Source organism: Bosea vaviloviae, assembly GCF_001741865.1.
Lineage (GTDB): Bacteria > Pseudomonadota > Alphaproteobacteria > Rhizobiales > Beijerinckiaceae > Allobosea > Allobosea vaviloviae.
Genome location: NZ_CP017148.1, coordinates 192,202 through 214,624 on the forward strand (window position 1 = coordinate 192,202; position 22,423 = coordinate 214,624).

Consider the following 22,423-nt stretch of genomic DNA (forward strand, 5'->3'; position numbering starts at 1 on the left):
CAACAGCTCAGATCCGCGCCAACGCTGCCCGCGCGACCTCCTCCATTCCCGCCGCATCGAGCTTGTAATGCGCGTAGAGATGCGTCGGCGGGGCGATCAGGCTGTATTCGTCATGGATGCCGTGGCGCACCAGCTTGATGCCGCAGCCATCGTCGGCCAGCACCTCCGCCACCGCCGAGCCCAGACCGCCGAGCACATTGTGCTCTTCCGCCGTCATCAGGATCTTGCTGCGGCCGGCTGCGCGCAGCACGGCCTCGCGATCGAGCGGCTTCACCGTCGCCATGTCGATGACGCCGACTGAGCGCCCTTCCGCATTCAGCTTGCGGGCCGCCCCCAGCGCCGGATGAACCGGCAGGCCGCAGGCGATGATGGTGAGCTCATCGCCTTGCATGTGCTCGATCGCCTTGCCGATGACGAAAGGCGTGCCGTTCTCGTAGACATCGGGCTCGCGGCCGCGGCCGATGCGAAAATAGATCGGTTCCGGCCAGGTCGCCGAGGCCTTGATTGCAGCGGCGAGCTGGGGGCCGTCGGCCGGCGAGATCACGGTCAGGTCGGCGATGGCGCGCATCGTCGCGATGTCCTCGGTCGCGTGATGCGAGGTGCCGTAGAAGCCCAGCGAGATGCCGGTGTGGTGGCCGATCAGCCGGACCGGCTGGGCGCAATAGGCGACATCCATGCGGATCTGCTCGCAGCAGAGCAGGCCGAGGAACGAGGCGAAGGTGGCGACGAACGGCATGTGGCCGGTGGTGGCGAGGCCGGCCGCCGCCGTCACCATGTTCTGCTCGGAGATGCCGAACTGAATGTAGCGCTCGGGATGCTGCGCAGCGAATTTATTGAGGCCGTTTGAGTATTGCAGATCGGCCGCGCCGGCGAGGACGGGATGGCCTTCGGCGACCAGCTCGAGCAGTGCGTCGGAGAGGAAGTTCAGCCCGGGATTGGCCGAGTTCAGCGCGCGATACTGCCAGGAATTCGGGGATTGGGGGGCGTTCATGTTCAGATCTCCCGGCTCATGATTTCGGCGACGGCGCGCTCTGCATCCTCGGGCGCGAGATAGCCGAGATGCCAGCCGGGCTCGGTCTCCATATAGGAGACGCCCTTGCCCTTGAGCGTCCTGGCGATGATGCAGGCGGGCGTCTTGCGGGTCTCATCCGCCTTGAGCCGGCGCAGCAGCGCGGTGAGCTCAGCGAGGTTATGGCCGTCGACGACATGGGTCTCCCAGCCGAAGGCGCGCCATTTCGCGTCGAGCGGCTCGACGCCGATGACATCGTCGACGGCGCCGTCGAGCTGGAAGCCGTTGCGGTCGACGATCGCGATCAGCTTCGAGAGCTTGTGATGCGCGCCGAAGAGCGCGGCTTCCCAGACCTGCCCCTCCTGCATCTCGCCATCGCCGAGCATGACGAAGACGTTGAAATCGCGGTTGGAAGCGCGGCCGCCCCAGGCCATGCCGGCGCCGGCCGAGAGCGCATGGCCGATCGATCCGGAGGAGAAATCGATGCCGGGCACCTTGCGCATGTCGGGATGGTCGCCGAGCGGGTTGCCGAGCCGCGTATAGCCGTCGAGCACGTCCTTCTCGATGTAGCCGAGATCGGCCAGGATCGGGAACAGGCCGACAGCCGCGTGGCCCTTGCCCATCAGGAAGCGGTCGCGATCGGGCCAGGCCGGCTCGCCCTGCTTCAGCTCCATGACGTCGTAATACAGGGCGGAGAAGATCTCGGCGGCCGAGAAGACCGAGGAGTAATGGCCGACCTTGGCGATCTCGATCAGCCGGATCGTCTCCAGGCGCACGAAGCGCGCTTTCTCCCGCAGGCGGGCGATCTGGGCGGCGGACGGCTCGTAATCATTGCCGGCCCGTCTCTGTGTGGCGGTGATGGCTGACATGCTGGGCGTTTCCCTGAAATCCTCGTTCGCACCCCGGTGAGCCGGCTTCGAGACAGGTCGGGACCTGCGGGCCCAGCCTGAAGCAAAGCTTTTCTTCGTGAAGAATGGGCATGCCGAAGCTCCGCGCTGGGTGGTCTTCGGCTCGCCATCCGTCGCCGGTTGACGGCAGTCTCGTATCATGCATCATATATGATAACAAGGCTGGCAGGACGCCAAGTCTGACAATGCTGGCAAGGCGACAACTTGCGGCGATGTTTTTTAGGGAGGCGGACATGACTATCGACGGACGCACCCGCGTCATCGTCCATCTCGCCTATCCGTCCGCGCATCTGCGGACGCCGGCGCTGTTCAACGCCCGCTGCGTCGAGCGCGGCGTCAATGCCGTGCTCGTGCCCTGGGAGGTCGCGCCCGGCGATCTCGCCGCGACCTGGGCCGTGTTGCGCACGGCGCGCAGTGTGGCCGGCGCCATCGTGACGATCCCCCATAAGGAGACCGCGGCCAGCCATTGCGACAGGCTGGAGGGCGTGGCGGCCGAGCTCGGCGTCGCCAATATCGTGCGCCGCGACGCAGATGGTGCGATGATCGGACGGCTCTATGACGGGCTCGGTTTCTTAGCCGGCCTGCGCCAGCACGGCTATGAGCCGAAGGGGCGCCGGGCATTGCTGCTCGGTGCCGGCGGGGCGGCGACCGCGCTCGCCCAGGCCCTGCTCGAAGCTGGTGTTTCCGAGCTCGTCATCGCCAACCGCAATGCCGCGCGCGGCGAGGCGCTCGCCGCCCGGCTGCGCCTGCTCAACTCCGTAAGCAAGGTCGCGACAGGCGCAGCGGATGCGACCGGCTTCGATCTTGTCGTCAACGGCACCTCCGTCGGCCTTGATGGCGACCCGTCAACTCCAGTCGACATCGCCACGATCGAGCGCGGCAGCATGGTCGCCGACATCGTCATGAAGCCGGCGATGACGCCTTTGCTGATCGGTGCGCTCACGCGCGGAGCCCAGATCCATCAGGGCGAGCACATGCTTGCCGCGCAGGTCGACCTTTTCATCGATTTTCTCATCAGCGACGGCGTCGCCGGCAATGAAGCCCGGCGCCCGGCGCTTCGCCTCGCTTGACCTCAACCCGAACGAGACCTCGACCTATGATCATCTTCGGCTCACCACGGCGCTACCTTCAGGGTCCGGACGCGATCGCGCGGCTCGGCGAGGAGGTCGCCAAGCTCGGCAAGACGGCGGTGCTGGTTGCCGACGCCCATGTCCTCGATCTCGTCGGCGCCAAGGCGCAGGCGAGCTGCAAGGCTGCCGGCATCGTGCTCACGCCGATCACCTTCGGCGGCGAGATCACCCATGCCGAGGTCGAGCGCATGGCGGGCCTCTGCGGCGCGAATCCGCCCGAGGTCGTGATCGCGGCCGGCGGCGGCAAGACCATCGATGCCGGCAAGTTTCTCTCCGGCAAGATCAAGGCGAAGCTCGCGACCATGCCGACCGTGGCGTCGAACGATTCCCCGACCAGCCACATCATCGTGGTCTATGACGAGAACCATAAGCTCACCGGCGTCGAGAAGCTTGCCGGCAATCCCGACCTCGTGCTGGTCGACACTGCGGTCATCGCCAAGGCTCCGGCGGCGCTGCTGTCGGCCGGCATCGGCGATGCCATCGTCAAGCGCTTCGAGGTCGAGCAATGCGTCGGCGTACGCGGCAACAACGTCTTCGGCGGGCGCTCGCCCCTGACGGCTCTGGCATTGGCGCATGCCTGCTATGACACGGTGCGTGCCGATGCCGTCGCGGCCCTGGCGGCGGTGGGGCGTGGCGAACCCGACGAGGCTCTGGAGCGGCTAGTTGAGGCGAGCGTGCTGATGAGCGGGCTTGCTTTCGAGAGCGGCGGCTTGTCGGTCTGCCATGCCATGACGCGCGGCCTCTCGGCCGTGCCCGGGCCGGCCTCGGCGCTGCACGGCCATCAGGTCGCCTATGGTCTGCTTGTCCAGCTCGCTCTGGAGGGGCGCGCGCCGGACTTCATTGCCGATATCCGGGGCTTTTTCGCGCAGGTCGACCTGCCACTGTCGCTCGCCGATCTCGGCTTTTCCGGCGGCGCGGCCGAGATCGCGACGATCGCGGAATTGACCGCGCAGGCCGCGCATATGAAGCATTTCGAGCGGCCGGTCTCAGCTCTGGATCTTGTTGCGGCTATTGAGGCTGTCGAGGCTGCCGCTCTCGTCAAGAAGGATGCTGCCTGATGAGCTCGCCGTCCCTGCCAACCAGGCGCATCGCCGATTTCTCGCTCGACGGTCGCATCGCGCTCGTCACAGGGGCTGGGCGCGGTATCGGCTTCTCGATTGCCCGTGGCTTCGCCGAGGCTGGCGCGACGGTCATCATCAACGACGTCAACCCGGCGGCAGCCCAAGCCGCCAGCGATGTCCTGTGCGCAGATGGCTACAAGGCCGAGCCGCAGGCCTTCGATGTCACCGACCATCCGGCGGGTGCCGCCGCGATCGACGCCATCGTCGCGCGTCATGGCAAGCTCGACATCCTGATGAACAATGCCGGCATCCTGATCCGCAAGCCGGTCGAGACGCATGACATGTCCGATTGGGACAAGGTCATCGCGATCAACCTGACCTCGCTTTATGCGCTTGCCCGAGAGGCGACGCGGCATATGCGCAAGGCCGGCTATGGCCGCATCATCAACACCGCCTCGCTGATGGGTATCTCGTCGCGGCCGGGCGTGATCTCCTATGTCGCCGCCAAGCATGGCGTCGTCGGCATCACCCGCGCGCTCGCCGCCGAACTCGGCGCCTATGGCATCACCGTCAACGCCATCGGGCCGGGCTATATCGAGACCGAGATCAACAAGGCGACGCTCGCCGATGGCCGCTTCCACAAGCAGGTGGTTGACCGCACGCCGTTGGCGCGCTGGGCCTCGCCCGACGAGTTGGCTGGGCCTGCCGTCTTCCTCGCCTCGGCTGCTGCCGGTTTCGTCTCCGGCCATGTGCTGATGGTCGATGGCGGCATGTCGGCGACGCTGTTCCAGCCGGAAGTGACCGATCTGGGGCTCGCAGCATGACGGGCTCGCCCGCTCTCTCCGCCGCGGCCGGGACGGCTGCAATGCCGGCCGTGACCGCGGTCGAGGCGATGCATTGCCGCATTCCCTTTCCGAACCCGCTCCAGCTCGGCAAGGTGCATATGACGCATCGCGACTATGTCCTGGTCCGCATCCGTCTCGCCGATGGCGGAACCGGTCATGCGGTCGGCTTCGAGCGCGGCATGCCGCTGCTCGATCTGGTGACGCGGGTCGCGCCCTTCTATGTCGGCCGCTCGCCGGAGATGCGCGCCGCCGCTCGCCAAGCTGCCGAGGCCGCGACGCCGCCGGCACGCGCCGTGCTGATGCGCGGCATCAGCCTGCTCGACGTCGCGATGTGGGATGCGCTCGGCCGCGCCCGCGAACTGCCGCTCTGGGCACTGCTCGGCGGGGCGCGGATGCGCGTCCCGGTGATGCCCGTCGTCGGCTATGGCGCCTCGATCGAGGCGGTGACCGGCCAATGCGCCGATCTCGCGGGACGCGGCTTCCGCACGATCAAGGTCATGATCAACGGCACCGACACAGTCGCCGACCGAGCCTTGCTGGAAGCCGTGCGCGGCGCAATGCCGGACGATGTCGCCTTCGGTATCGACGCGCACTGGTCCTGGAAGACGATCGAGGATGCGCTGCCGACCTGCCTCCTGGCGCAGGATCTTGGCGCGGCCTTCATCGAGGATCCCTTCCTGCCGCAGCAATGGCGCAATGTCGGGGATCTGCAGGCGCAGATCGGCGTGCCGATCGCTGTCGGCGAGGACGTCATCGACCGTTATGGCTTCCGCGATCTCGCCGAGTCCGCCCGCATCCTGCGCATCGACGCCTCCGTCAGCGGCGGCGTCACCGGCGCGGTCGAGGCGCTGCATCTGGCGACGATCATGGATCGCGAGGTCATCCCGCATGTCTTCCCGACGCTGCATGGCCAGCTCGCGGCCGCCTTCCCGGCGATCCGCTGCGTCGAGATGATCCTGCCCGAGGTTGGCGCCGACCCGATGGACCGCCTGCTCAGCGAGGAGGCGCGCATCGAGGACGGCGACCTGCTGATCTCGGAGGCCCCTGGCGCGGCGATCGCCTTCGACTGGGATCGCGCGGCGGGTTTTGCGCTGCGCACCGAGCGGGTGGGATCATGACCATGACCGCCACCCTGCAGCAGGACGTGACCGTGACGCCACGTTCGATCAGTTTCGGCCATACTGGCTTCATCACACCCGATATCGAGCGCTCCGTCGCCTTCTGGACGAAGGTCCTGGGCTTCCGCGCCGATCCGATCGGCGAGCGCAGCGCGCCCTGGCTTCAGAGCTTCATCGGCGTTCCCGGCGCGCATATGCGCCTCGTCCATCTCTTCGGCCATGGCGCGCATATCGAGTTCATCGAATTCGTCTCGCCGCAGGGCGAGGCGATCCGCCCGGCGGCGAACCAGCCTGGTGCCGCGCATATCTGCCTGCGCGTGACACGACTTGCAGCGTTGCGACAGGAGATCCTCGACGCCGGCGGCGCGCTTCAGGGCGAGATTAGCGAAATCACCGAAGGCATCGCCAAGGGATTGCGCGGTCTCTTCATGCGCGATCCTCACGGCATCCTGATAGAGCTCGTCGAAGTTCCCGAGGAGTAGAGCGATGCCCGAGACGAGGTCTCCGATCAAACAGGTCAGCAAGGACAATCTGTCCGCCAGGGTCTATGCGCAGATGCGCGGAGCCCTGATGGAAGGTCAGTTCGAGCCAGGCGAGCGCGTCACGATCGCGGCGCTCGCCACGCAGTTCGGCACCAGCATCACGCCGGTCCGCGAGACGATCTTCCGCCTCGTCAGCGAGCATGCGCTCGAGATGCGTGCTGCGACGGCGGTTCATGTCCCGCGCCTCGACCCGGCCCGCCTGCGCGAGGTGCAGTTGATCCGCGTCGAGCTCGAAGGGGCGGCAGCCGAGCGGGCAGCACAGAAGATCACGGCCAAACAACTGGCCGAACTGACCGAGATCCATCAGCGCTTCCTCAAGGCTGCGGCGGTCGATCCGGCGGAGGCGAGCATCCGCAACCGCGACTTCCATTTCGCCCTGCTGCGTGTCGCCGAACTGCCGATCCTGGAAAGCATCGTCGAGAACGCCTGGGTGCTGATGGGGCCGTTCCTGCGGCTGTTCCACGTCCATATCCCCAAGCGCCAGCTCGCGACCGAGGAACATCTGCATCACGACATCCTGGAAGCGCTGCGCCGTGGCGACGCCAAGGCTGCACGTCAAGCGATCCAGGACGATATTCGCTGGGGAAACGTCCTGATCGACGCGCTGGAGCAGCAGAACGAGGAAAAGCGGAAGGTGGTCGCAGGTTGACGATCGGCGCCCTCGCAGTAGGCCGCACTCGCGTTTGCCGTCCTGACAGCATCTGACGTGGAGAGACACAGAGACGCTGCGCCCAAGAGCACCGGCTCAACCATCTGCGACCCGGAAAACCGGGCGCTTTCGCCTCACGGGGCACATCGGAGGAATGCCATGACTGGAATTTCGAGACGGACGCTGCTGCAGGCGGCATCGGGCGGCGCCGCACTGAATGTGACGCGCAGCTATGCCCAGACCAAGGAGACGCTGACCTTTGCCGCCGCCCTTTTCGCCGAGGCCGGGCGAGGCGACAAGACGCGCGCCTGGATCGACAAGTTCAACAGGAGCCAGGATCGTTATGCCATCGAGCCCGTGGCGATCTCCTTCTCCAAGCTCGCCGACACCGTCTTCACCCAGATGGGCGGCGGCGGCGGACCGGACCTGATCCGCTTCGACCAGACCGATTTCTTCGCCGCAGTGCCGGCAAACCGCCTGTTTCCGGTCGACGACCTGCTCGACCTCTCGAAATACAAGTTCCAGGCCGCCGACAAGTTCGTGAAGGTCGACGGCAAGCGCATCGGCATCGCTTTCGAAACCGCAAACTACGCGATGCTCTACAATCCGGAGCTGCTCAAGGGCGGCATGCCGCCGAAGAATTTCGAGGAGTTCGTCGCGGCCGCCAAGGAGGCCACCGGACGCGGCAAGTTCGGCTATGCCTATCGCGCAACGATGCCGGAGCGCGCCGGCTTCTGGTTCGACCTGTCGAACTATGTTTACGGCTTCGGCGGCCAGTGGGGCGGCGGCGGCGAGCCAACGCTGAACAGCCCAGAAGTGGTCGAGGCGATCACCCAGTACAAGCGCGTCTACGACCTTGGTGTCGTGCCGAAGGGCGCGGATGCCGCGACCTACCGGCGCATGTTCTGGGAGGGTAAGATCGCCATGAATGTCGACAATGGCGGCGTCGGCGGCATCTTCTCTGCCCAGGCGCCCGACTTCAAGTTCAGCGCCGCACCCTCGCCCTTCCCCAACAAGGCGCAGGGCATCACTCTGACCATGCTCGCCTTCAACGCCAACTCCAAGAAAAAGGCGGCCGCGGCCGCCTTCATCGAATGGATGTTGCAGCCCGAGCCGCAGGCCGAACTCCAGTTGCTCCTGGGCGCTTCCAATGTCGCGACACAGATTCCGCGCGCGGAGGAAGAGTTGAAGAAATACCCTTGGGTCACCGCCTTCGACGCCAACACCCCGAACGGCCAGCCTTTTCTGGTGCGCTCGCTGGAGAGCAAGACGCTCGATTTCCAGCAGGTCGTCTGCGAGAACGTGCTGCGCTGCCTGATCGGCGGAGAGACGCCCAAGCAGGTGATGGCCGACGCTCAGGCCCAGGCGCTCAGCCGCATTCTCCGGCGCTGACATGACGGACGCCGCCCTGAGGCAGCCGCAGCTGTCGCGTTCACCGATCGCGCGGTCCGAAAGGACCGCGCGGCTCGACGGCAATCCGTGGACGCCCTATCTCTTCGCTGCACCCGTGGTGCTCTATCTCCTGCTGTTTCAGGGTTATCCGCTGCTGCGCGAGCTCATGCTGAGCTTCACGCAGACCTCGCTGCTGACGCCGCAGACCTCGCATTTCGTCGGCATGCGCAATTATGCCGAATTGGCCGCGCGGCCGGATTTCTGGCGCGTGATTGGCGTGACCGCGCTCTACACCGCCATCTGCGTCGTGCTTGCGATCGCGCTGGGCCTGGGCGCTGCGCTCTTGCTCGACCGGCCGTTCCGGGGGCGCGGCATCGCGCGTGCCCTCGTCACCATTCCCTGGGCGGCGCCACCGGTCGCGGTCGCCACCGTCTTCGCCTGGACGCTGAATGCGCAATACGGCATCTTCAATCACTGGCTGAAGCTACTGGATCTCGAGATCGGCTATGAGAGCTGGCTCGACAATCCCAGGCTCGCATTGCCTGCGATCCTCTTCACCACGATCTGGCAGATCTTCCCCTTCTCCTCGGTCGTGCTGCTTGCCGCGCTCCAGGGTGTCTCGGAAGAGGTCCGCGAGGCCGCCCAGATCGATGGAGCCGACAAGCTCAGCATCTTCAAGGTCGCAGTCTGGCCGACGATCCGGCCGACCGTCGCTCTGCTCGTGCTCTTCGTCACGATCTGGTCGCTGCGGCGCTTCGACCTGATCTGGGTGATGACGCAGGGCGGGCCGATCGGCGCGACCAAGACGCTCGTCATCGAACTCTACACCCGCGCCTTCGTTGCACGTGAACTCGGCGAGGCGGCTGCCGTCGGCATGGTCGGGCTCTCGATCGCGCTCGTGGTCACGGTGGTCTATTTCTGGGCGACGCAGCGCGCCGAACGGGCGGAGGGCCGCAGCTGATGCGTAGCCCAGCCTCCCACGCCATCCGCATGGCGCTGATCCTGATCCTGCTCAGCGTCTCGGTGTTTCCGATCTACTGGATGGTCGTCACCTCGCTGACCTCCTCGGCGAACCTCTTCGCCGACACGCCACAGCTGGTTCCCGACCCGGCGCAGGCCTTCAACTACGCCGATACTTTCAGCCATACCGGCGTGCTGATCTGGCTGCGCAACAGCGCGATCGTCGCCATCGGCACAATGGTACTCTCGATCCTGCTGGCGATCCTGCCGGCCTATGCGCTGTCGCGCTTCCGCTTCCGCGGCAAGGGCGCGCTCGGCTTCCTGCTCTTTGCGACGCAGATGCTGCCCGAGGCGATGCTAGTGGTGCCGCTCTATGCGATCTTCGCCAATCTCGCCTTGCTCGACACGCTGGGCGGGCTGATCCTCGCCAACACCGCCTTCACCGTGCCGGTCATCACCTGGATCCTCAAGGGCGCCATCGACGGCGTGCCGATGGAGATCGAGGAGGCGGCCCGCGTCGATGGCTGCAGCCGGATCGGCATCGTGCTCCAGGTCGTGGTGCCGGTCGTCGCGCCGACATTGGCGGCAGCCTCGGTCATCGCCTTCTTCCATGGCTGGAACGAGTACGTCTTCGCCCAGACCCTGGTCTCAAGCCAGTATCTGCGCACGGCCTCCGTCGGCCTCGCCAGCTTCGTCGGGGAGCTCTCCACCCCGATCCACACCGTCATGGCCATCGGCGTGATGTACACGCTGCCGGCCGTCCTCTTCTACCTCATGGTCCAGCGCTATGTCGTGGCCGGCATGACCGCCGGCAGCGTCAAGGGCTGAGAAAGCGAACAAAAATGGCTTCGATCAAGCTCAACCACGTCGCCAAGCATTTCGGCACCAAGGTCGCGATCTCCGATGTCGATCTCGACGTCACCGATGGCGAGTTCCTGGTCCTGCTTGGCCCTTCCGGCTGCGGCAAGTCGACCTTGCTGCGGATGCTCGCCGGCCTCGAAACCGTCAGCAGTGGCGAGATCCATCTGGGCGACCGTCGTGTCGACCAATTGCCGCCGAGCGCGCGCGACATGGCCTTCGTGTTCCAGTCCTATGCGCTCTATCCGCATATGAGCGTGCGCCGGAACATCGCCTTCCCGCTGATCATGCGGCAGTTCAAATGGTGGTTCCATATTCCGCTCATCGGCGGCTGGGCCAAGCGCCGGATCGAGCGCTCGCCGGAAGTGGCGGACCTCGTCGAGAAGACCGCCAAGACCTTGTCGCTGACGGAGATGCTCGACCGCTACCCGCGCACCTTGTCGGGCGGGCAGCGTCAGCGCGTTGCGCTCGGCCGCGCCATGGTGCGCAAGCCCGAGGTCTTCCTGATGGACGAGCCGCTCTCGAACCTCGACGCCAAGCTGCGCACGGCGATGCGCGCCGAGATCACCCGCCTGCACCAGCGCGTCGGCGGCACCTTCGTCTATGTGACGCATGACCAGGTCGAGGCCATGACCATGGGCACCCGCATCGCTTTGATGCGCGATGGCGTGGTGCAGCAATTCGGCACGCCGCGCGATATCTACACCTCGCCCGCCAATACCTATGTCGCGCGCTTCATCGGCACCCCGCCGATGAACCTGATCGAGGGCAGCATCGATGCCGGCATGATCAAGCTCGGCGAGGCGAACCTGCCCTTGCCGCATGCCTTGGCTGCGGCCGATCGCGGGGCCGGGCGCGACCCGGTCCTGCTCGGCATCCGGCCCAACGCGCTGACGCTGGCTGCGCCCGGCGTGCAGGGCCAGCTCGCCGGCACGGTCAGCCTCGTCGAGCATGTCGGCGCGGAATCGGTCGTCGCCGTCAAGCTGAGCCATGCGGCGACCGCCCATGACGAGGAAGGCGCGGTGGCGGGCGAGATCATGATCACCACACAGGGCTATAGCGAGCTCAAACCCGGCGACCCGGTCTCGGTCGTGCCGGATCTTTCCGAGGCCGTGTTGTTCTCCCGCAGCACGGGCGAGCAGCTGCGCGCCGGTCTCGCTTTGGCGGCTTGAAGGAGGCCATCCCGATGAAAGGCGTCATCATTCACGCCCCTCGCGATCTCAGGATCGAGGATATCGCGGTCGTTGCGCCGCAGGCCGGCCAGGTGCGCATCCGCATCGCTGCCGGGGGCATCTGCGGGTCGGATCTGCATTACTACCAGCATGGCGGCTTCGGCACGGTGCGGATCAAGCAGCCCATGGCGCTCGGGCACGAGATCGCCGGCGTGATCGAGGAGATCGGCGAGGGCGTCTCGCACCTCGTTCCCGGCATGCGCGTCGCGGTCAATCCGAGCCAGCCCTGCAATGCCTGCCGCTATTGCCATGAAGGCATGCGCCATCAATGCCTGAACATGCAGTTCATCGGCAGCGCGATGCGCTTTCCTCATGCCCAGGGCGGCTTCCGGCAAAGCCTGACCGTCAACGCCTATCAGGCGGTGCCGGTCGGCGACAATGTCAGCATGGGCGAAGCCGCGATGGCCGAGCCCTTCGCCGTCTGCCTGCATGCCGGCAAGCAGGCTGGATCGCTGCTCGGCAAGCGCGTGCTGGTGACGGGCTGCGGGCCGATCGGCGCGCTCTGCGTCGTGGTCGCGCGCCTGGGCGGAGCGGCCCAGATCGTCGCGACCGATGTCGCGGACGCGCCGCTGGCGACGGCCTTGGCTCTCGGCGCCACGCAGGCCGTCAACATCGCGGCGCAGCCTGAGGCGCTCGCGGCCTATACCGCCGACAAGGGCAGCTTCGACGTCCTGTTCGAAGCATCGGGCAATGGCCGCGCTTTGGCGGGCGCTCTCGATGCCATGCGCCCTGGTGGCGTCATCGTGCAGGTCGGGCTCGGCGGCGACATGACCCTGCCGATGAACTTTATCGTCGCCAAGGAACTGCGCCTGCACGGCACCTTCCGCTTCGATGCCGAATTCCAGCTCGCCGTCGATCTGATGAGCAATGGCCTCGTCGATCTGAAGCCGCTGGTCAGCGCCACCTTGCCGTTCGAGCGCGCGGTCGAGGCCTTCGAACTCGCCGGGGATCGATCGCGAGCCATGAAGGTGCAGTTGGCATTCTGATCGTAGAGGCTAACGGCAATGCCCTCGAACACGATGAAGTCGACATGGAATGCATCGAAGTCCTCGAACTGATTGAGGCTTTAGGCACGGTGACACCGGTGCCGAAGCAGCATCATCAACCATCATGATCTTCGAAACAGCCATTGGCTCAGCACAGCCTCGAATGGGTGCTTCCCCGTCCTCGCGCATGACAATGCGTCGAATGCTGTCACGTCGGTCCGTCGACTCGGATGATGCGTATGGAAGTGAAGTGGCTTCTCATGTGGAAAGGTCAAGAGACGAAGCAGAAAGACATCTCGCAGCCAGCCTTGGAGTTGGCGACGCGGTAAATCGACTGAACACTCAGCGCATGATCAGCGCCGGCGCCTGTCCGCCGACGCCGGCGAGCAGGACCACGAGCCAAGGCGGCGCCTTCCACAGGAACAGCAAGACGAAGGCTGCCAGCGCAAGCGCATAATCGGCGGCGCTGAGGATGCCCGCGGTCCAGACCGGGTTGTAGAAGGCCGCCCCGAGCAGACCGACCACGGCGGCGTTGACGCCGCGCAGGGCGGCCTGGACGGCCGGGCGTCGTCGCAGCGCCTCCCAGAACGGCAGTGCTCCGACGACGAGCAGGAAGGACGGCGCGAAGACAGCAACGCGGCAGATGAGCCCACCGAGCCAGCCGTTCGGCTGGGGGCCATCACCGCGCCGAGATAGGCGGCGAAAGTGAACAGCGGCCCCGGTACGGCTTGCGCCGCGCCGTAGCCAGCCAAGAAGGCGTCGTTGCCGATCCAGCCGGGTGGCACCACCTCGGCTTGCAGCAGCGGCAGGACGACATGCCCGCCACCAAAGACGAGCGAGCCCGAGCGGTAGAAGGCGTCGATCATGGCGATCGCCTGGCTCCGGTGGCGGCCGCGAGCGCCGGCAGGCCGATGAGCAGGACGGCAAAGAGCCCAAGAGCGGCCAGGGCTGCGCGGCGCGAGACCGTCAGCGGCAGCCCCGTCGCAGCCTCGGGTACGGCGGGCCGCGGCAGCGCGAGCCCGGCGGCGGCGCCGAGCAGGATCACCGCGACCTGACCCCAGGCGGTCGGGACCGCCAGCGCCAGCGCGGCGGCGACGACCGCGATGGTGGCGCGCTCGCGGTCCGGCGTCAGGCTTCGCGCCATGCCCAGGATCGCAACAGCCACGACCGCGACCGCCGCGACCTTGAGCCCGTGCAGCCAGCCTGCGCCCGACAGGTCGCCCATCGCCGTGACGCCATAGGCGAAGGCGACGAGCACGAGCGCCGACGGCAGGGTGAACGCAGTCCAGGCGGCGGCCGCGCCAAGATAGCCGGCTCGCGACAGGCCGATCGCCATGCCGACCTGGCTCGACGCCGGGCCCGGCAGGAACTGGCAAAGCGCGACGAGGTCGGCATAGGCCGGCTCGCTCAGCCATCCCCGGCGCACGACGAACTCGTCGCGAAAATAGCCGAGATGAGCGATTGGGCCGCCGAAGGATGTGAGCCCGAGCTTGAGAAAGGCCGAAAAGACTTCGCCGGCCGTACCGATCCGGCGCTCGCCCGCCGCGGTCGGATTGATCTCGGCCCGTGCGGCTTCGGTCATGTCTGCTTCCCATCCCCTACCTTCAGCGGCGACCTTGGTAACCCGCCATGAGTGACAGCGCCATGAAGCAGGCATGTGCGCCTCGCGGGCGTCGAAGGTCTTGAAGCAGCAGGCTAGAGGGCAATTGCCCGCCATTGCCGACGCAGCCCGGTGCTGGGCCGCCGCCTTCTCACGCAGCCTGCCGATCCCAGTCCGGAAACGGATCCTCGAGCGTGAGCAGCGACTTCGACATCCCCGTCGCTGGGCTCCCCGTGAGGCAGGCGTCGAGAGAAGCCCGGATCGTCGCCTCGTCCATGTCGGGGCCGCCGATGAACACGAGTTCCTGCCGCCGGTCGCCCCAGGTCTGCGACCAGTGTTTTCGCATCAGCGAGGCGAACTCTTCCGAGCGCGGCCAGCGCTCCTTGGGCACCGCCGCCCACCAACTCCCCATGCCCTCGGTGCGGGTGATCCGGCCGGCGAGCGAATACTCGCCGACCCAGTTCGGCCTTGTCGCCAGCCAGAAATGCCCCTTGGCCCGGATCACGCCCGGCAGGCGCGTGTTCAACAGGGCGAGGAACTTGCGCGGGTGCATCGGCCGGCGGGCGCGATACACGAAGGAGCGGATTCCGTATTCCTCGGTCTCAGGGACATGGTCGCGGAAGCCAAAGAGTTCCTTGTGCCAGAGCGGATGTTCCTGCGATTTCTCCTCGGAGAACAGCCGCGTGTTCAGGACCTGGTCGAGCGGCACGCGGCCAAAGCCCGCCTCGACGATGCGGGCGTCGGCGTTGAGGCCGCGCACGACGCGCCTGACCTCGGCGAGCGTCTCAGGGGAGACCTCGCCGGCCTTGTTGATCACCACGACATCGGCGAACTCAATCTGCTCGACGAGGAGATCGACGAGCGTGCGCCCATCGCCCTCGCCGGCGGTCTCGCCACGATCCTTGAGGAAGTCGCGGCTGTCATAGTCGGCCAGCAGGTTGATCGCATCGACGACGGTGACCATCGTGTCGAGCCGGGCGACGTCGTCGAGCGAATTGTCGTCCTCGTCGCGGAAGGAGAAGGTCGCGGCGATCGGCAAGGGCTCGGCGATGCCGGTGCCCTCGATCAGGAGGTAGTCGAACTTCTTCTCGGCCGCGAGGCGGCGAACCTCGGTGAGCAAATCGTCGCGCAGCGTGCAGCAGATGCAGCCATTGCTCATCTCGACCAGCCGTTCCTCGGTCTTCGACAGATCGGCCCCGCCCTCGCGCACGAGGTCGGCGTCGATATTGACCTCGCTCATGTCGTTGACGATGACGGCGACGCGCTTGCCCTCGCGGTTGTTGAGGATGTGGTTGAGCAGCGTCGTCTTGCCGGCGCCGAGAAAACCCGACAGGACGGTCACGGGAAGGCGTCGGTCGATATAGGTCGCGTCTGGTGACATGGGCGCTCCGGCTCGTCTGTTTGCCAATCTCAATTCGTTACATTATAACATTGCATCGATGTCAACCGACTCGGGAGGCAACCGCCTGTGACGATCACGATCGACGCTGCATCGGCGCATCCCGTCCCAGCCCGTCACGATGCGGCGGCGTTCGTCGCGCGCGCCGAGGCGCTGTGCGCGGGGCGGGGCCTGAGATTGACGGAGCTGCGCAGAAGCGCCGTCCTGGCGCTGGCGCAAAGCCAAACGCCGCTCGGCGCCTATGACCTCGCCGAGCGGATGAGCCAGGGCCAGCGCCGCGTCTCACCGATCTCGGTCTATCGCAGCCTCGAGTTCCTGATCGAGATCGGGCTCGTCCATCGGATCGCAACCCGCAATGCCTACGTCGCCTGCGAGCATGCGCATGGTCTCGACGAGACGGTCGTGTTCCTGATCTGCCGCAGTTGCGGCGGCGTCGATGAGGCGACCTCGCCGGCGCTCGACCGCTCGCTCGAAGTTACGGCGGCTTCGAACGGCTTCCGGCCGCGCCATCGCATCGTCGAGCTCGAGGGCGAATGCGCCGATTGCCAGAAGACGGCCACAACGGCCGTGGCGCTCGCGTGACGATGCGCGTTGCCGCAAGCCGCTTCGCCGCGCGCGAAACCGTCGAGCAGGTCGAGGAAGGTTTTGCCTTCGCGCCAAAGTTCGACACGGCCGGCCTCATCTCGGTCATTGTGATGGAGGCCGGCGGCGGCGACGTGCTGATGCTCGGCCAGATGAACGCGCAAGCGCTCGAGCTGACCCTGTCGACCGGCGAGATGCATTACTGGAGCCGCAGCCGGCAGGCGCTCTGGCGCAAGGGGCAGACTAGCGGGCTTGTCCAGCGCCTCGTCGAGCTGCGCGTCGACGACGACCAGGACGCGCTGATTGCCAGCGTCACCGTCGCCGGCAGCGGCGCGAGCTGCCATGTCGGCTACCACTCCTGCTTCTACCGCGCGCTCGTGCTCGATCCGTCCCACGGCGAGGGCGAGCGGCCGATGCGGCTGCGCTTCACCGAGGACGCAAAAATCTTCGATCCGGTTGCGGTCTATGGCGACCTGCCCAATCCGACGCAGCTTTGAATGAACAGGAAATCGCGATGATCACGCGCCGCCATGTGCTCGCTCTAGCGCCGCTAGCGCTTTCGATACCGGCACTGTCTCGACTGGCTCGCGCCCAGGACAGGCTCCCCGTCGTGGCGAGCTTCTCGATCCTCGGCGATCTCGTCGCCAACATCGGGGGAGAGCGCATCGCGCTGTCGACGCTGGTCGGCCCCAATGGCGACGCGCATGTCTATTCGCCCTCGCCGAGCGATGCCCGCAAGGTCAAGGAGGCGCGCCTGATCGTCACCAACGGGCTGAAATTCGAGGGCTGGATTGCCCGGCTGATCCGCTCCTCGGCCACGAACGGCGCGGTGGTCGAGGCGGCCCGGGGCGTGAAGACGATCGTCGTCGACGAGAACTCGCCGGCCCATGATCATGGCGACCACTCTCACGCCGGCGAGACCGATCCCCATGCCTGGCAGTCTGTCGTCAATGCCCGCGTCTATATCGCCAACATCCGCGCCGGGCTGATCGCGGCCGATCCAGCGGGCAATGATAGCTACGAGGCCAATGCGAGCGCCTATCTCGCCAAGCTCGATGCGCTGGAGCAGGAGATCATGGCGCTGCTTGCAAAAATTCCGGCCGAGCGGCGGCGCATCATCACCTCGCATGACGCCTTCGGCTATTTTGGCGACGCCTACGGGCTCGCCTTCATCGCGCCGCAGGGCATATCGACGGAGGCGCAGGCCTCGGCGCGCGATGTCGGCCGCATCATCCAGCAGGTGAGGAAGGACAGGATCGCGGCCGTGTTCCTGGAGAACATCTCCGATGCACGCCTCGCCAGACGGATCGCCGAGGAGAGCGGGGCAAAGATCGGCGGCACGCTCTATTCCGACGCGCTCTCGGACGCATCGGGGCCGGCCGCGACCTATCTCGACATGATGCGCCACAACGCCAGGACGATCACCGAGGCGTTGACGCCGCGCCCGTAAGGAGAAAGGGCGCACCGTCCCGGCGCGCCCCCTATGGTCGTCGCCGCTCGGCGTCTCACCGCGCCGAAAGATCAGCCGAAACCGCGCCCATTTGCACACCGACGACATATGCGCCACCCTTCAGCGGCGTCGGCGTCTCGATGGTCCGGACCACAGCCTTGGTAGCGGTGTCGATGACCGCGACCTTGCCCTCGCCGCCCTGCGTGACGAAGGCCAAGCGGCCATCGGGCGTGATCGCGCTGTGGCGTCCCTCGGCGCCAGCCGTCGGCTTGCCCGGCACAGGCCCGTTGACGAGCTTGGGCAGCGTCACGCGCCCGACGACCTGCCGGAAGCTCGCGGAGGCCGGATCGACATCGACCAGATTGGCATGGTCGCCATCGGAATGGATGCTCGCATAGACGGCAAGCTTCTCGGAGACGCCGCCGCGCCCGACCGCGCCCTTGGCCAGCGGCATGCGGCGCGCGGTCTGCTTGGCAAGATCGACCCAGTGCAGATCGACTTCGGCCTCGGCCCATTGCGCCGGCGGCACGGACGCCGCGAGCGGGCCGAAAACATGGCCGCCATCGGCGGTCAGGCGCTGGCGCGCGTTGCGGCCGCCGCCGCGCTCGTCGGCCTCCCAGGACAGCGTCTTGTGTTCCGTGAGCGCCGCGTCCTTCAGTGTCGCGATCTCGAAGCCGCGCAGGGTCGAGCCGGTCCAGCGTTTGCTGGCGGCCGAGAAGGAATCGCTGTGGCCGCCCTTGCCGAGCGGCAGCGTGCTCGCTGGCTTGATCGTGCCGTCGAGAATGCCGTTGATCTTCGCGCCAGCCGCCATCAGATCGGCGACCCTGTAGCTCTCGGCCTTCTCCGCCAGATGCAGGATGACGACCGGCTCGGGATCGCCGCCGAGCGCGAAATTGAGCTCGGCATCGGCCGCGCCGACATCGATGCGGAACTGCTTTGTCGCATAGGTTTTGAGATCGACCAGCGTCAGGATCTTCACCGATTCGTCGGAGTCGAGATTGGTCGCGGCGTAGACGCTCTGGCTCGGGTCGACCGCAGCCCAGGCATAGCGCGAGGGCAGCGGGATCGGCATCGGCACGCGCTTCTCGATCGTCGGCGCGCCAGTGCCGAGCTTCAGCACGACGAGCTGCTTGTTGCGGTCGTCGGGGATCAGCACGCGGCCATCCGGCAGCGCGACGACGCCGGCATGCGCGCCAAACGCGATGTCGTCAAAACTCGCCAGCAATTGGAACTCTGGCGCGCCAAAGACATAGAGGCTGGCTGCGGCGACGTCGCCGACGATCAGTTGCGCCGGCGCGGGGCTCACCTGCGCTCGCGCCTGCCCAGACCCCAGAGCGGTCGCGCCTGCCAGCGCCAGTGCGAACAGGCCGAGCGCGGCGCGGCGGCTTGTCATCGGGGTGTCTATCGGTCTCATGGTCGGCTTCTCCGATTGCGTCGAACGTACGCAACGTTATAATGTTGCATTCTGACGTCCAGCGGTTTTTTGCAAACGGCTTTCCGGCCCGACCGCATGGGCCGATCAAAAATGCCCCTTCAGGAGCTGCCTCATGTCGCGCGACACGATCCCCGTCACGGTGCTCACCGGCTATCTCGGCGCCGGCAAGACCACGCTGCTCAACCGGATCCTCACGGAGAACCACGGCCAGCGCTATGCCGTGATCGTCAACGAGTTCGGCGAGATCGGCATCGACAACGAGCTCGTCGTCGGGGCCGACGAGGAGGTCTTCGAGATGAACAATGGCTGCATCTGCTGCACCGTTCGCGGCGACCTGATCCGCATCCTCGACGGTTTGATGAAGCGCAAGGGCAAGTTCGACGCGATCATCGTCGAGACCACCGGCCTGGCCGACCCTGCGCCCGTCGCGCAGACGTTCTTCGTCGATCAGGATGTCGGCCAGAGCGCGTCGCTCGACGCCATCGTCACCGTCGCCGACGCCAAATGGCTGCTCGACCGCCTGCGCGACGCGCCCGAAGCCAAAAACCAGATAGCCTTTGCCGACGTCATCCTGCTCAACAAGACCGATCTCGTCTCGCGCGAGGAACTCCGGGAGGTCGAGGCACGCATTCACGCGATCAACCCCTATGCCGCCCTCCACAAGACGCAGAATTGCCAGGGCGTCCCGGTCGCCGACCTAATGAACCGAGGCTCCTTCGACCTCGACCGCATCCTCAAGCTTGAGCCGCATTTTCTTGAGGAGGACGATCATGACCATGACGACGAGCATGATCACGGGCACGAGCATCATCACGACGACCACGATCACCACGCCGAGGGCGAGTATGGCCAAAATCACGGGCTCAAGGCGCACGGCCATGGCGGAGCAAAGCACTATCACGACGAGGACATGCAGTCGGTCTCGCTCGTCTCCGAGCGCGATCTCGACCCGGACAAGTTCATGATGTGGTTCCAGAATCTGACGCAGGTCGACGGACCCAACCTGCTGCGGTCCAAGGGCATCCTGAGCTTCCGGGGCGAGGCGGACCGGTTCGTCGTCCAGGGCGTCCACATGCTGATCGACGGCAAGCCGCAGCGGCCCTGGGCGGATGGCGAAAAGCGCGAGTCGCGGCTGGTCTTCATCGGGCGCCATCTCGATGAGGCGAGGCTCAAGACCGAGTTCGAGGCTTGCGTCGCGGCCTGATCGGGCGCGACAGGTCAGCGCTTTGAGTTGCGTGGAGGTCGGCGTCGATGGCCAGTTTCGTCTGTCGCAGAAGCAGAGACGGCGCCGTGCTCGATCCGAGCAAGGCGCTGACTGACCTCGTGCGCGCCGCGCTCCATCTCGATCAGGGCTGCCAGATCGCGATCATGCAGATGCAGTGCGGCTCCTGCGGCGATCCCGACTGCAGCGAGATCGAGTCGATCATTCAGATCGACGCAGGCGCCGCGCCGCGACGACTTCGCATCGCCAAGGCCATGCGCCGCATCACCCGTGCCGACGTGCTGATGGCGCAGGCGGCCAGCAGACCCTAGATGGGTTGTGACCGGATTGGAGCGGCCTGTTCAACTGGGCCAGCCTGCGAAAGACGACCGCGCGGAGATCGGCGCCGCTGAAACAGGCACAAAGCCGATTAGCGCGCCGCGCAAGCAGATCCAACGTCCATTCCGGGCAGAACCCGTCAAGCGCACCTTGCATCGTCCGCAGCAGGCCGGTACATCCGTTATAGTATAACATTGCAAGGACGTTTGCGATCATGATGAGAAACTGGGTAGCGGCGGCCTTTGTCGGGCTGTCGCTGATCGGAACCGTTCAGGCCAAGCCACTGAAGGTGATCGGCCCCTGGGAGATCGCTGGCATCGATCCTGCCCAGTCCGGCTATGTCTTCAGCCGCATGCAGGTCGCCGAGACGCTGGTGTCGGTGGATGCCGACGGCAAGCTGATCGGCGGGCTCGCCTCGTCCTGGTCCGCGAGCGAGGACGCGTTGAGCTGGCGCTTCCGCCTGCGCGAGGGCGCCCGCTTCCACGACGGCAGCCCCGTCACCGCCACGATCGTCGCTGACGGATTGCGCAAGGTCCATGCCGCCACCGGCGTTTTCAGCCAGGCGCCGGTGTCGGCAATCGAGCCCGACGGCAACGATGTCGTAATCCGGCTGGCCAAGCCATTCGCAGCGCTACCGGCCTATCTCGTCAACTTCACGACGATCGTGCTCGCGCCGTCCTCCTACGGGCCATCGGGCCGCGTCGAGCGCATCGTCGCCTCCGGTCCCTATCGCGTGAAGAGCCTTACGCCGCCGCTCAACATGCAGCTCGAAGCCGCTCCGGACTGGACTGGCGAAAAACCCGGCATCGCCGAGGTCGACTATCAGGCGGTCGGCCAGGGCGAAACGCGCGCGCTGATGGCCGAGAGCGGGGAGGCCGACCTCGTCTTCTCGATGCTGCCGGTCTCTGTCGAGCGGCTGAAGCGCAATCCGAAGCTCGAGGTGCGCATCGCCACAATTCCGCGCACGCGACTGCTCAAGGTCAACGCCGCCTCGCCCTTATTCGGTGACGTGCGCGTGCGTCTCGCGATCGCCCACGCGCTCGACCGGGAAGGCATCTCCAAGGTCATCCTGCGCAATCCCGATCTTGCCGCGACGCAGCTGTTTCCCAAGGCGTTGGCGGGCTGGCACGTCCCGGACCTGCCGCCCCTGACGCGCGACCTGAACGCCGCGAAGGCCCTGCTCGCCGATGCCGGCTGGAAGCCAGGCGCCGATGGCATCCTGCAGATGGAGGGCAGGCCCTTCTCCTTCACCCTGCTCACGTATGCGAGCTGGCCGGAACTGCCGCCGATGGCGACCGCGATCCAGGCGCAACTGCGCCAGGTCGGGATCGACGCCAAGGTCTCGGTCGGCAACAGCTCGGAGATCCCGGCGCGTCACGCGGATGGGACGCTGGAGATGGGGTTGGTCTCGCGGCTGTATTCCATCGTTCCCGACGCGATCGGTACCTTGCGCGACGACTACAAGACCGGCGGCAGCGACTGGGGCGCGACCGGCTGGGGCAGCGAGGAGCTCAACACCCTCGTCGAGAGGATGGCCGCGACAAGCGATCCGGCCGCGCGCGCACCGATGCAAAGGCGGGCAGTCCAGATACTCCAGGCCGAGCTGCCGAGCATTCCGGTGACGTGGTCGGAACTGGCGATCGTCTCCAACAAACGGATCGCCGGGGTCCGCGTCGATCCGCTGGAGGTCAACTACGGACTGGCCTCGATCCGCTGGGCTGAGTGAT

At 66.3% G+C, this 22,423-nt stretch carries 22 protein-coding genes and 1 pseudogene; 17 read left to right on the plus strand and 6 right to left on the minus strand.

Annotated features, from left to right (window positions below):
- Positions 1–7: 7 nt before the first annotated feature.
- A complete protein-coding gene (locus BHK69_RS30485; protein ID WP_069694223.1) occupies positions 8–991 on the minus strand; it encodes a transketolase family protein in 984 nt (327 codons plus the stop codon).
- Between the two features lie 2 nt (positions 992–993).
- Positions 994–1,878 (minus strand): transketolase, encoded by an 885-nt coding sequence (locus BHK69_RS30490; RefSeq protein WP_069694224.1) that lies wholly within the window; start codon positions 1,876–1,878, stop codon positions 994–996.
- A 272-nt stretch (positions 1,879–2,150) separates the two neighbouring features.
- Between BHK69_RS30490 and BHK69_RS30495 the strand changes: the two genes are divergently transcribed.
- The 11 genes from BHK69_RS30495 (at position 2,151) to BHK69_RS30545 (ending at position 12,690) form a co-directional block, all read left to right on the plus strand.
- A complete protein-coding gene (locus BHK69_RS30495; RefSeq protein ID WP_069694225.1) occupies positions 2,151–2,987 on the plus strand; it encodes a shikimate dehydrogenase family protein in 837 nt (278 codons plus the stop codon).
- A gap of 26 nt (positions 2,988–3,013) precedes the next feature.
- Entirely contained in the window at positions 3,014–4,105 is a 1,092-nt protein-coding gene (locus BHK69_RS30500) for a glycerol dehydrogenase (protein ID WP_069694226.1), read from the plus strand.
- Positions 4,105–4,932 carry an SDR family NAD(P)-dependent oxidoreductase gene (locus tag BHK69_RS30505; protein ID WP_069694227.1) on the plus strand — a complete coding sequence of 276 codons (828 nt, stop codon included), beginning with the start codon at positions 4,105–4,107 and terminating at the stop codon, positions 4,930–4,932. Before BHK69_RS30500 ends, BHK69_RS30505 begins: the two co-directional genes overlap by 1 nt.
- On the plus strand, positions 4,929–6,071 hold the full coding sequence (locus BHK69_RS30510) for a mandelate racemase/muconate lactonizing enzyme family protein (protein ID WP_069694228.1): 1,143 nt from the start codon (positions 4,929–4,931) through the stop codon (positions 6,069–6,071). Before BHK69_RS30505 ends, BHK69_RS30510 begins: the two co-directional genes overlap by 4 nt.
- 2 nt (positions 6,072–6,073) lie before the next feature.
- Positions 6,074–6,553: a VOC family protein gene (locus BHK69_RS30515; RefSeq protein ID WP_069689501.1), complete on the plus strand. Its 480-nt coding sequence runs from the start codon at positions 6,074–6,076 to the stop codon at positions 6,551–6,553.
- A 4-nt stretch (positions 6,554–6,557) separates the two neighbouring features.
- Complete coding sequence (locus BHK69_RS30520; protein ID WP_069694230.1) at positions 6,558–7,262, plus strand: GntR family transcriptional regulator; 705 nt, start codon at positions 6,558–6,560, stop codon at positions 7,260–7,262.
- Positions 7,263–7,421: 159 nt separating this feature from the next.
- Positions 7,422–8,654 (plus strand): ABC transporter substrate-binding protein, encoded by a 1,233-nt coding sequence (locus tag BHK69_RS30525; protein WP_069694231.1) that lies wholly within the window; start codon positions 7,422–7,424, stop codon positions 8,652–8,654.
- A gap of 1 nt (position 8,655) precedes the next feature.
- Positions 8,656–9,615 (plus strand): carbohydrate ABC transporter permease, encoded by a 960-nt coding sequence (locus BHK69_RS30530; RefSeq protein WP_083269948.1) that lies wholly within the window; start codon positions 8,656–8,658, stop codon positions 9,613–9,615.
- Complete coding sequence (locus BHK69_RS30535) at positions 9,615–10,442, plus strand: carbohydrate ABC transporter permease (RefSeq protein WP_069694232.1); 828 nt, start codon at positions 9,615–9,617, stop codon at positions 10,440–10,442. Before BHK69_RS30530 ends, BHK69_RS30535 begins: the two co-directional genes overlap by 1 nt.
- Positions 10,443–10,456: 14 nt before the next feature.
- Entirely contained in the window at positions 10,457–11,644 is a 1,188-nt protein-coding gene (locus BHK69_RS30540; RefSeq protein WP_069694233.1) for an ABC transporter ATP-binding protein, read from the plus strand.
- 14 nt (positions 11,645–11,658) lie between these two features.
- A complete protein-coding gene (locus tag BHK69_RS30545; protein ID WP_069694234.1) occupies positions 11,659–12,690 on the plus strand; it encodes an L-idonate 5-dehydrogenase in 1,032 nt (343 codons plus the stop codon).
- A gap of 342 nt (positions 12,691–13,032) precedes the next feature.
- On the opposite strand, the pseudogene BHK69_RS33675 reads toward BHK69_RS30545, so the two are convergent.
- The 3 genes and pseudogenes from BHK69_RS33675 to BHK69_RS30555 form a co-directional block, all read right to left on the minus strand.
- Positions 13,033–13,556, minus strand: a pseudogene (locus BHK69_RS33675) (chromate transporter).
- Positions 13,553–14,272 (minus strand): chromate efflux transporter, encoded by a 720-nt coding sequence (chrA, locus tag BHK69_RS33680; protein WP_425285584.1) that lies wholly within the window; start codon positions 14,270–14,272, stop codon positions 13,553–13,555. Before chrA ends, BHK69_RS33675 begins: the two are co-directional and overlap by 4 nt.
- Positions 14,273–14,441: 169 nt before the next feature.
- A complete protein-coding gene (locus BHK69_RS30555) occupies positions 14,442–15,671 on the minus strand; it encodes a GTP-binding protein (protein WP_069694235.1) in 1,230 nt (409 codons plus the stop codon).
- Positions 15,672–15,758: 87 nt separating this feature from the next.
- Between BHK69_RS30555 and BHK69_RS30560 the strand changes: the two genes are divergently transcribed.
- Genes BHK69_RS30560 through BHK69_RS30570 form a run of 3 tightly spaced genes read left to right on the plus strand, consistent with a single transcriptional unit; the run spans position 15,759 to position 17,721 of the window.
- Entirely contained in the window at positions 15,759–16,271 is a 513-nt protein-coding gene (locus BHK69_RS30560) for a Fur family transcriptional regulator (RefSeq protein ID WP_342029757.1), read from the plus strand.
- A gap of 2 nt (positions 16,272–16,273) precedes the next feature.
- The gene (hisI, locus tag BHK69_RS30565; protein WP_069694236.1) at positions 16,274–16,768 is read left to right on the plus strand and encodes a phosphoribosyl-AMP cyclohydrolase; all 495 of its coding nucleotides are present in this window, start codon (positions 16,274–16,276) and stop codon (positions 16,766–16,768) included.
- Between the two features lie 17 nt (positions 16,769–16,785).
- Complete coding sequence (locus BHK69_RS30570; protein ID WP_069694237.1) at positions 16,786–17,721, plus strand: metal ABC transporter substrate-binding protein; 936 nt, start codon at positions 16,786–16,788, stop codon at positions 17,719–17,721.
- Between the two features lie 55 nt (positions 17,722–17,776).
- Here the strand turns inward: BHK69_RS30570 and BHK69_RS30575 are convergent, their stop codons facing one another.
- Entirely contained in the window at positions 17,777–19,135 is a 1,359-nt protein-coding gene (locus tag BHK69_RS30575) for a YncE family protein (RefSeq protein ID WP_158516311.1), read from the minus strand.
- A 133-nt stretch (positions 19,136–19,268) separates the two neighbouring features.
- Here BHK69_RS30575 and BHK69_RS30580 point away from each other — a divergent pair, with 133 nt between their 5' ends.
- The 3 genes from BHK69_RS30580 to BHK69_RS30590 all read left to right on the plus strand — a co-directional run bounded on the left by BHK69_RS30580 (position 19,269) and on the right by BHK69_RS30590 (position 22,422).
- Positions 19,269–20,360 carry a CobW family GTP-binding protein gene (locus BHK69_RS30580; RefSeq protein WP_069694239.1) on the plus strand — a complete coding sequence of 364 codons (1,092 nt, stop codon included), beginning with the start codon at positions 19,269–19,271 and terminating at the stop codon, positions 20,358–20,360.
- 47 nt (positions 20,361–20,407) lie between these two features.
- On the plus strand, positions 20,408–20,689 hold the full coding sequence (locus BHK69_RS30585; protein ID WP_069694240.1) for a hypothetical protein: 282 nt from the start codon (positions 20,408–20,410) through the stop codon (positions 20,687–20,689).
- A gap of 221 nt (positions 20,690–20,910) precedes the next feature.
- Positions 20,911–22,422: an ABC transporter substrate-binding protein gene (locus tag BHK69_RS30590; protein WP_069694241.1), complete on the plus strand. Its 1,512-nt coding sequence runs from the start codon at positions 20,911–20,913 to the stop codon at positions 22,420–22,422.
- Position 22,423 lies beyond the last annotated feature (1 nt).

Excerpts from the sequence above, each read along its gene's own strand:
- BHK69_RS30530 (WP_083269948.1), top strand. The coding sequence starts at position 8,656 with ATGACGGACGCCGCCCTGAGGCAGCCGCAGCTGTCGCGTTCACCGATC.
- BHK69_RS30570 (WP_069694237.1), top strand. The coding sequence starts at position 16,786 with ATGATCACGCGCCGCCATGTGCTCGCTCTAGCGCCGCTAGCGCTTTCG.
- BHK69_RS30510 (WP_069694228.1), top strand. The coding sequence starts at position 4,929 with ATGACGGGCTCGCCCGCTCTCTCCGCCGCGGCCGGGACGGCTGCAATG.
- BHK69_RS30580 (WP_069694239.1), top strand. The coding sequence starts at position 19,269 with ATGTCGCGCGACACGATCCCCGTCACGGTGCTCACCGGCTATCTCGGC.
- BHK69_RS30585 (WP_069694240.1), top strand. The coding sequence starts at position 20,408 with ATGGCCAGTTTCGTCTGTCGCAGAAGCAGAGACGGCGCCGTGCTCGAT.
- BHK69_RS30540 (WP_069694233.1), top strand. The coding sequence starts at position 10,457 with ATGGCTTCGATCAAGCTCAACCACGTCGCCAAGCATTTCGGCACCAAG.
- BHK69_RS30555 (WP_069694235.1), bottom strand. The coding sequence starts at position 15,671 with ATGTCACCAGACGCGACCTATATCGACCGACGCCTTCCCGTGACCGTC.
- BHK69_RS30575 (WP_158516311.1), bottom strand. The coding sequence starts at position 19,135 with ATGAGACCGATAGACACCCCGATGACAAGCCGCCGCGCCGCGCTCGGC.
- BHK69_RS30490 (WP_069694224.1), bottom strand. The coding sequence starts at position 1,878 with ATGTCAGCCATCACCGCCACACAGAGACGGGCCGGCAATGATTACGAG.
- hisI (WP_069694236.1), top strand. The coding sequence starts at position 16,274 with ATGCGCGTTGCCGCAAGCCGCTTCGCCGCGCGCGAAACCGTCGAGCAG.
- BHK69_RS30515 (WP_069689501.1), top strand. The coding sequence starts at position 6,074 with ATGACCGCCACCCTGCAGCAGGACGTGACCGTGACGCCACGTTCGATC.
- chrA (WP_425285584.1), bottom strand. The coding sequence starts at position 14,272 with ATGACCGAAGCCGCACGGGCCGAGATCAATCCGACCGCGGCGGGCGAG.
- BHK69_RS30505 (WP_069694227.1), top strand. The coding sequence starts at position 4,105 with ATGAGCTCGCCGTCCCTGCCAACCAGGCGCATCGCCGATTTCTCGCTC.
- BHK69_RS30495 (WP_069694225.1), top strand. The coding sequence starts at position 2,151 with ATGACTATCGACGGACGCACCCGCGTCATCGTCCATCTCGCCTATCCG.
- BHK69_RS30590 (WP_069694241.1), top strand. The coding sequence starts at position 20,911 with ATGATGAGAAACTGGGTAGCGGCGGCCTTTGTCGGGCTGTCGCTGATC.
- BHK69_RS30535 (WP_069694232.1), top strand. The coding sequence starts at position 9,615 with ATGCGTAGCCCAGCCTCCCACGCCATCCGCATGGCGCTGATCCTGATC.
- BHK69_RS30545 (WP_069694234.1), top strand. The coding sequence starts at position 11,659 with ATGAAAGGCGTCATCATTCACGCCCCTCGCGATCTCAGGATCGAGGAT.
- BHK69_RS30525 (WP_069694231.1), top strand. The coding sequence starts at position 7,422 with ATGACTGGAATTTCGAGACGGACGCTGCTGCAGGCGGCATCGGGCGGC.
- BHK69_RS30520 (WP_069694230.1), top strand. The coding sequence starts at position 6,558 with ATGCCCGAGACGAGGTCTCCGATCAAACAGGTCAGCAAGGACAATCTG.
- BHK69_RS30500 (WP_069694226.1), top strand. The coding sequence starts at position 3,014 with ATGATCATCTTCGGCTCACCACGGCGCTACCTTCAGGGTCCGGACGCG.
- BHK69_RS30485 (WP_069694223.1), bottom strand. The coding sequence starts at position 991 with ATGAACGCCCCCCAATCCCCGAATTCCTGGCAGTATCGCGCGCTGAAC.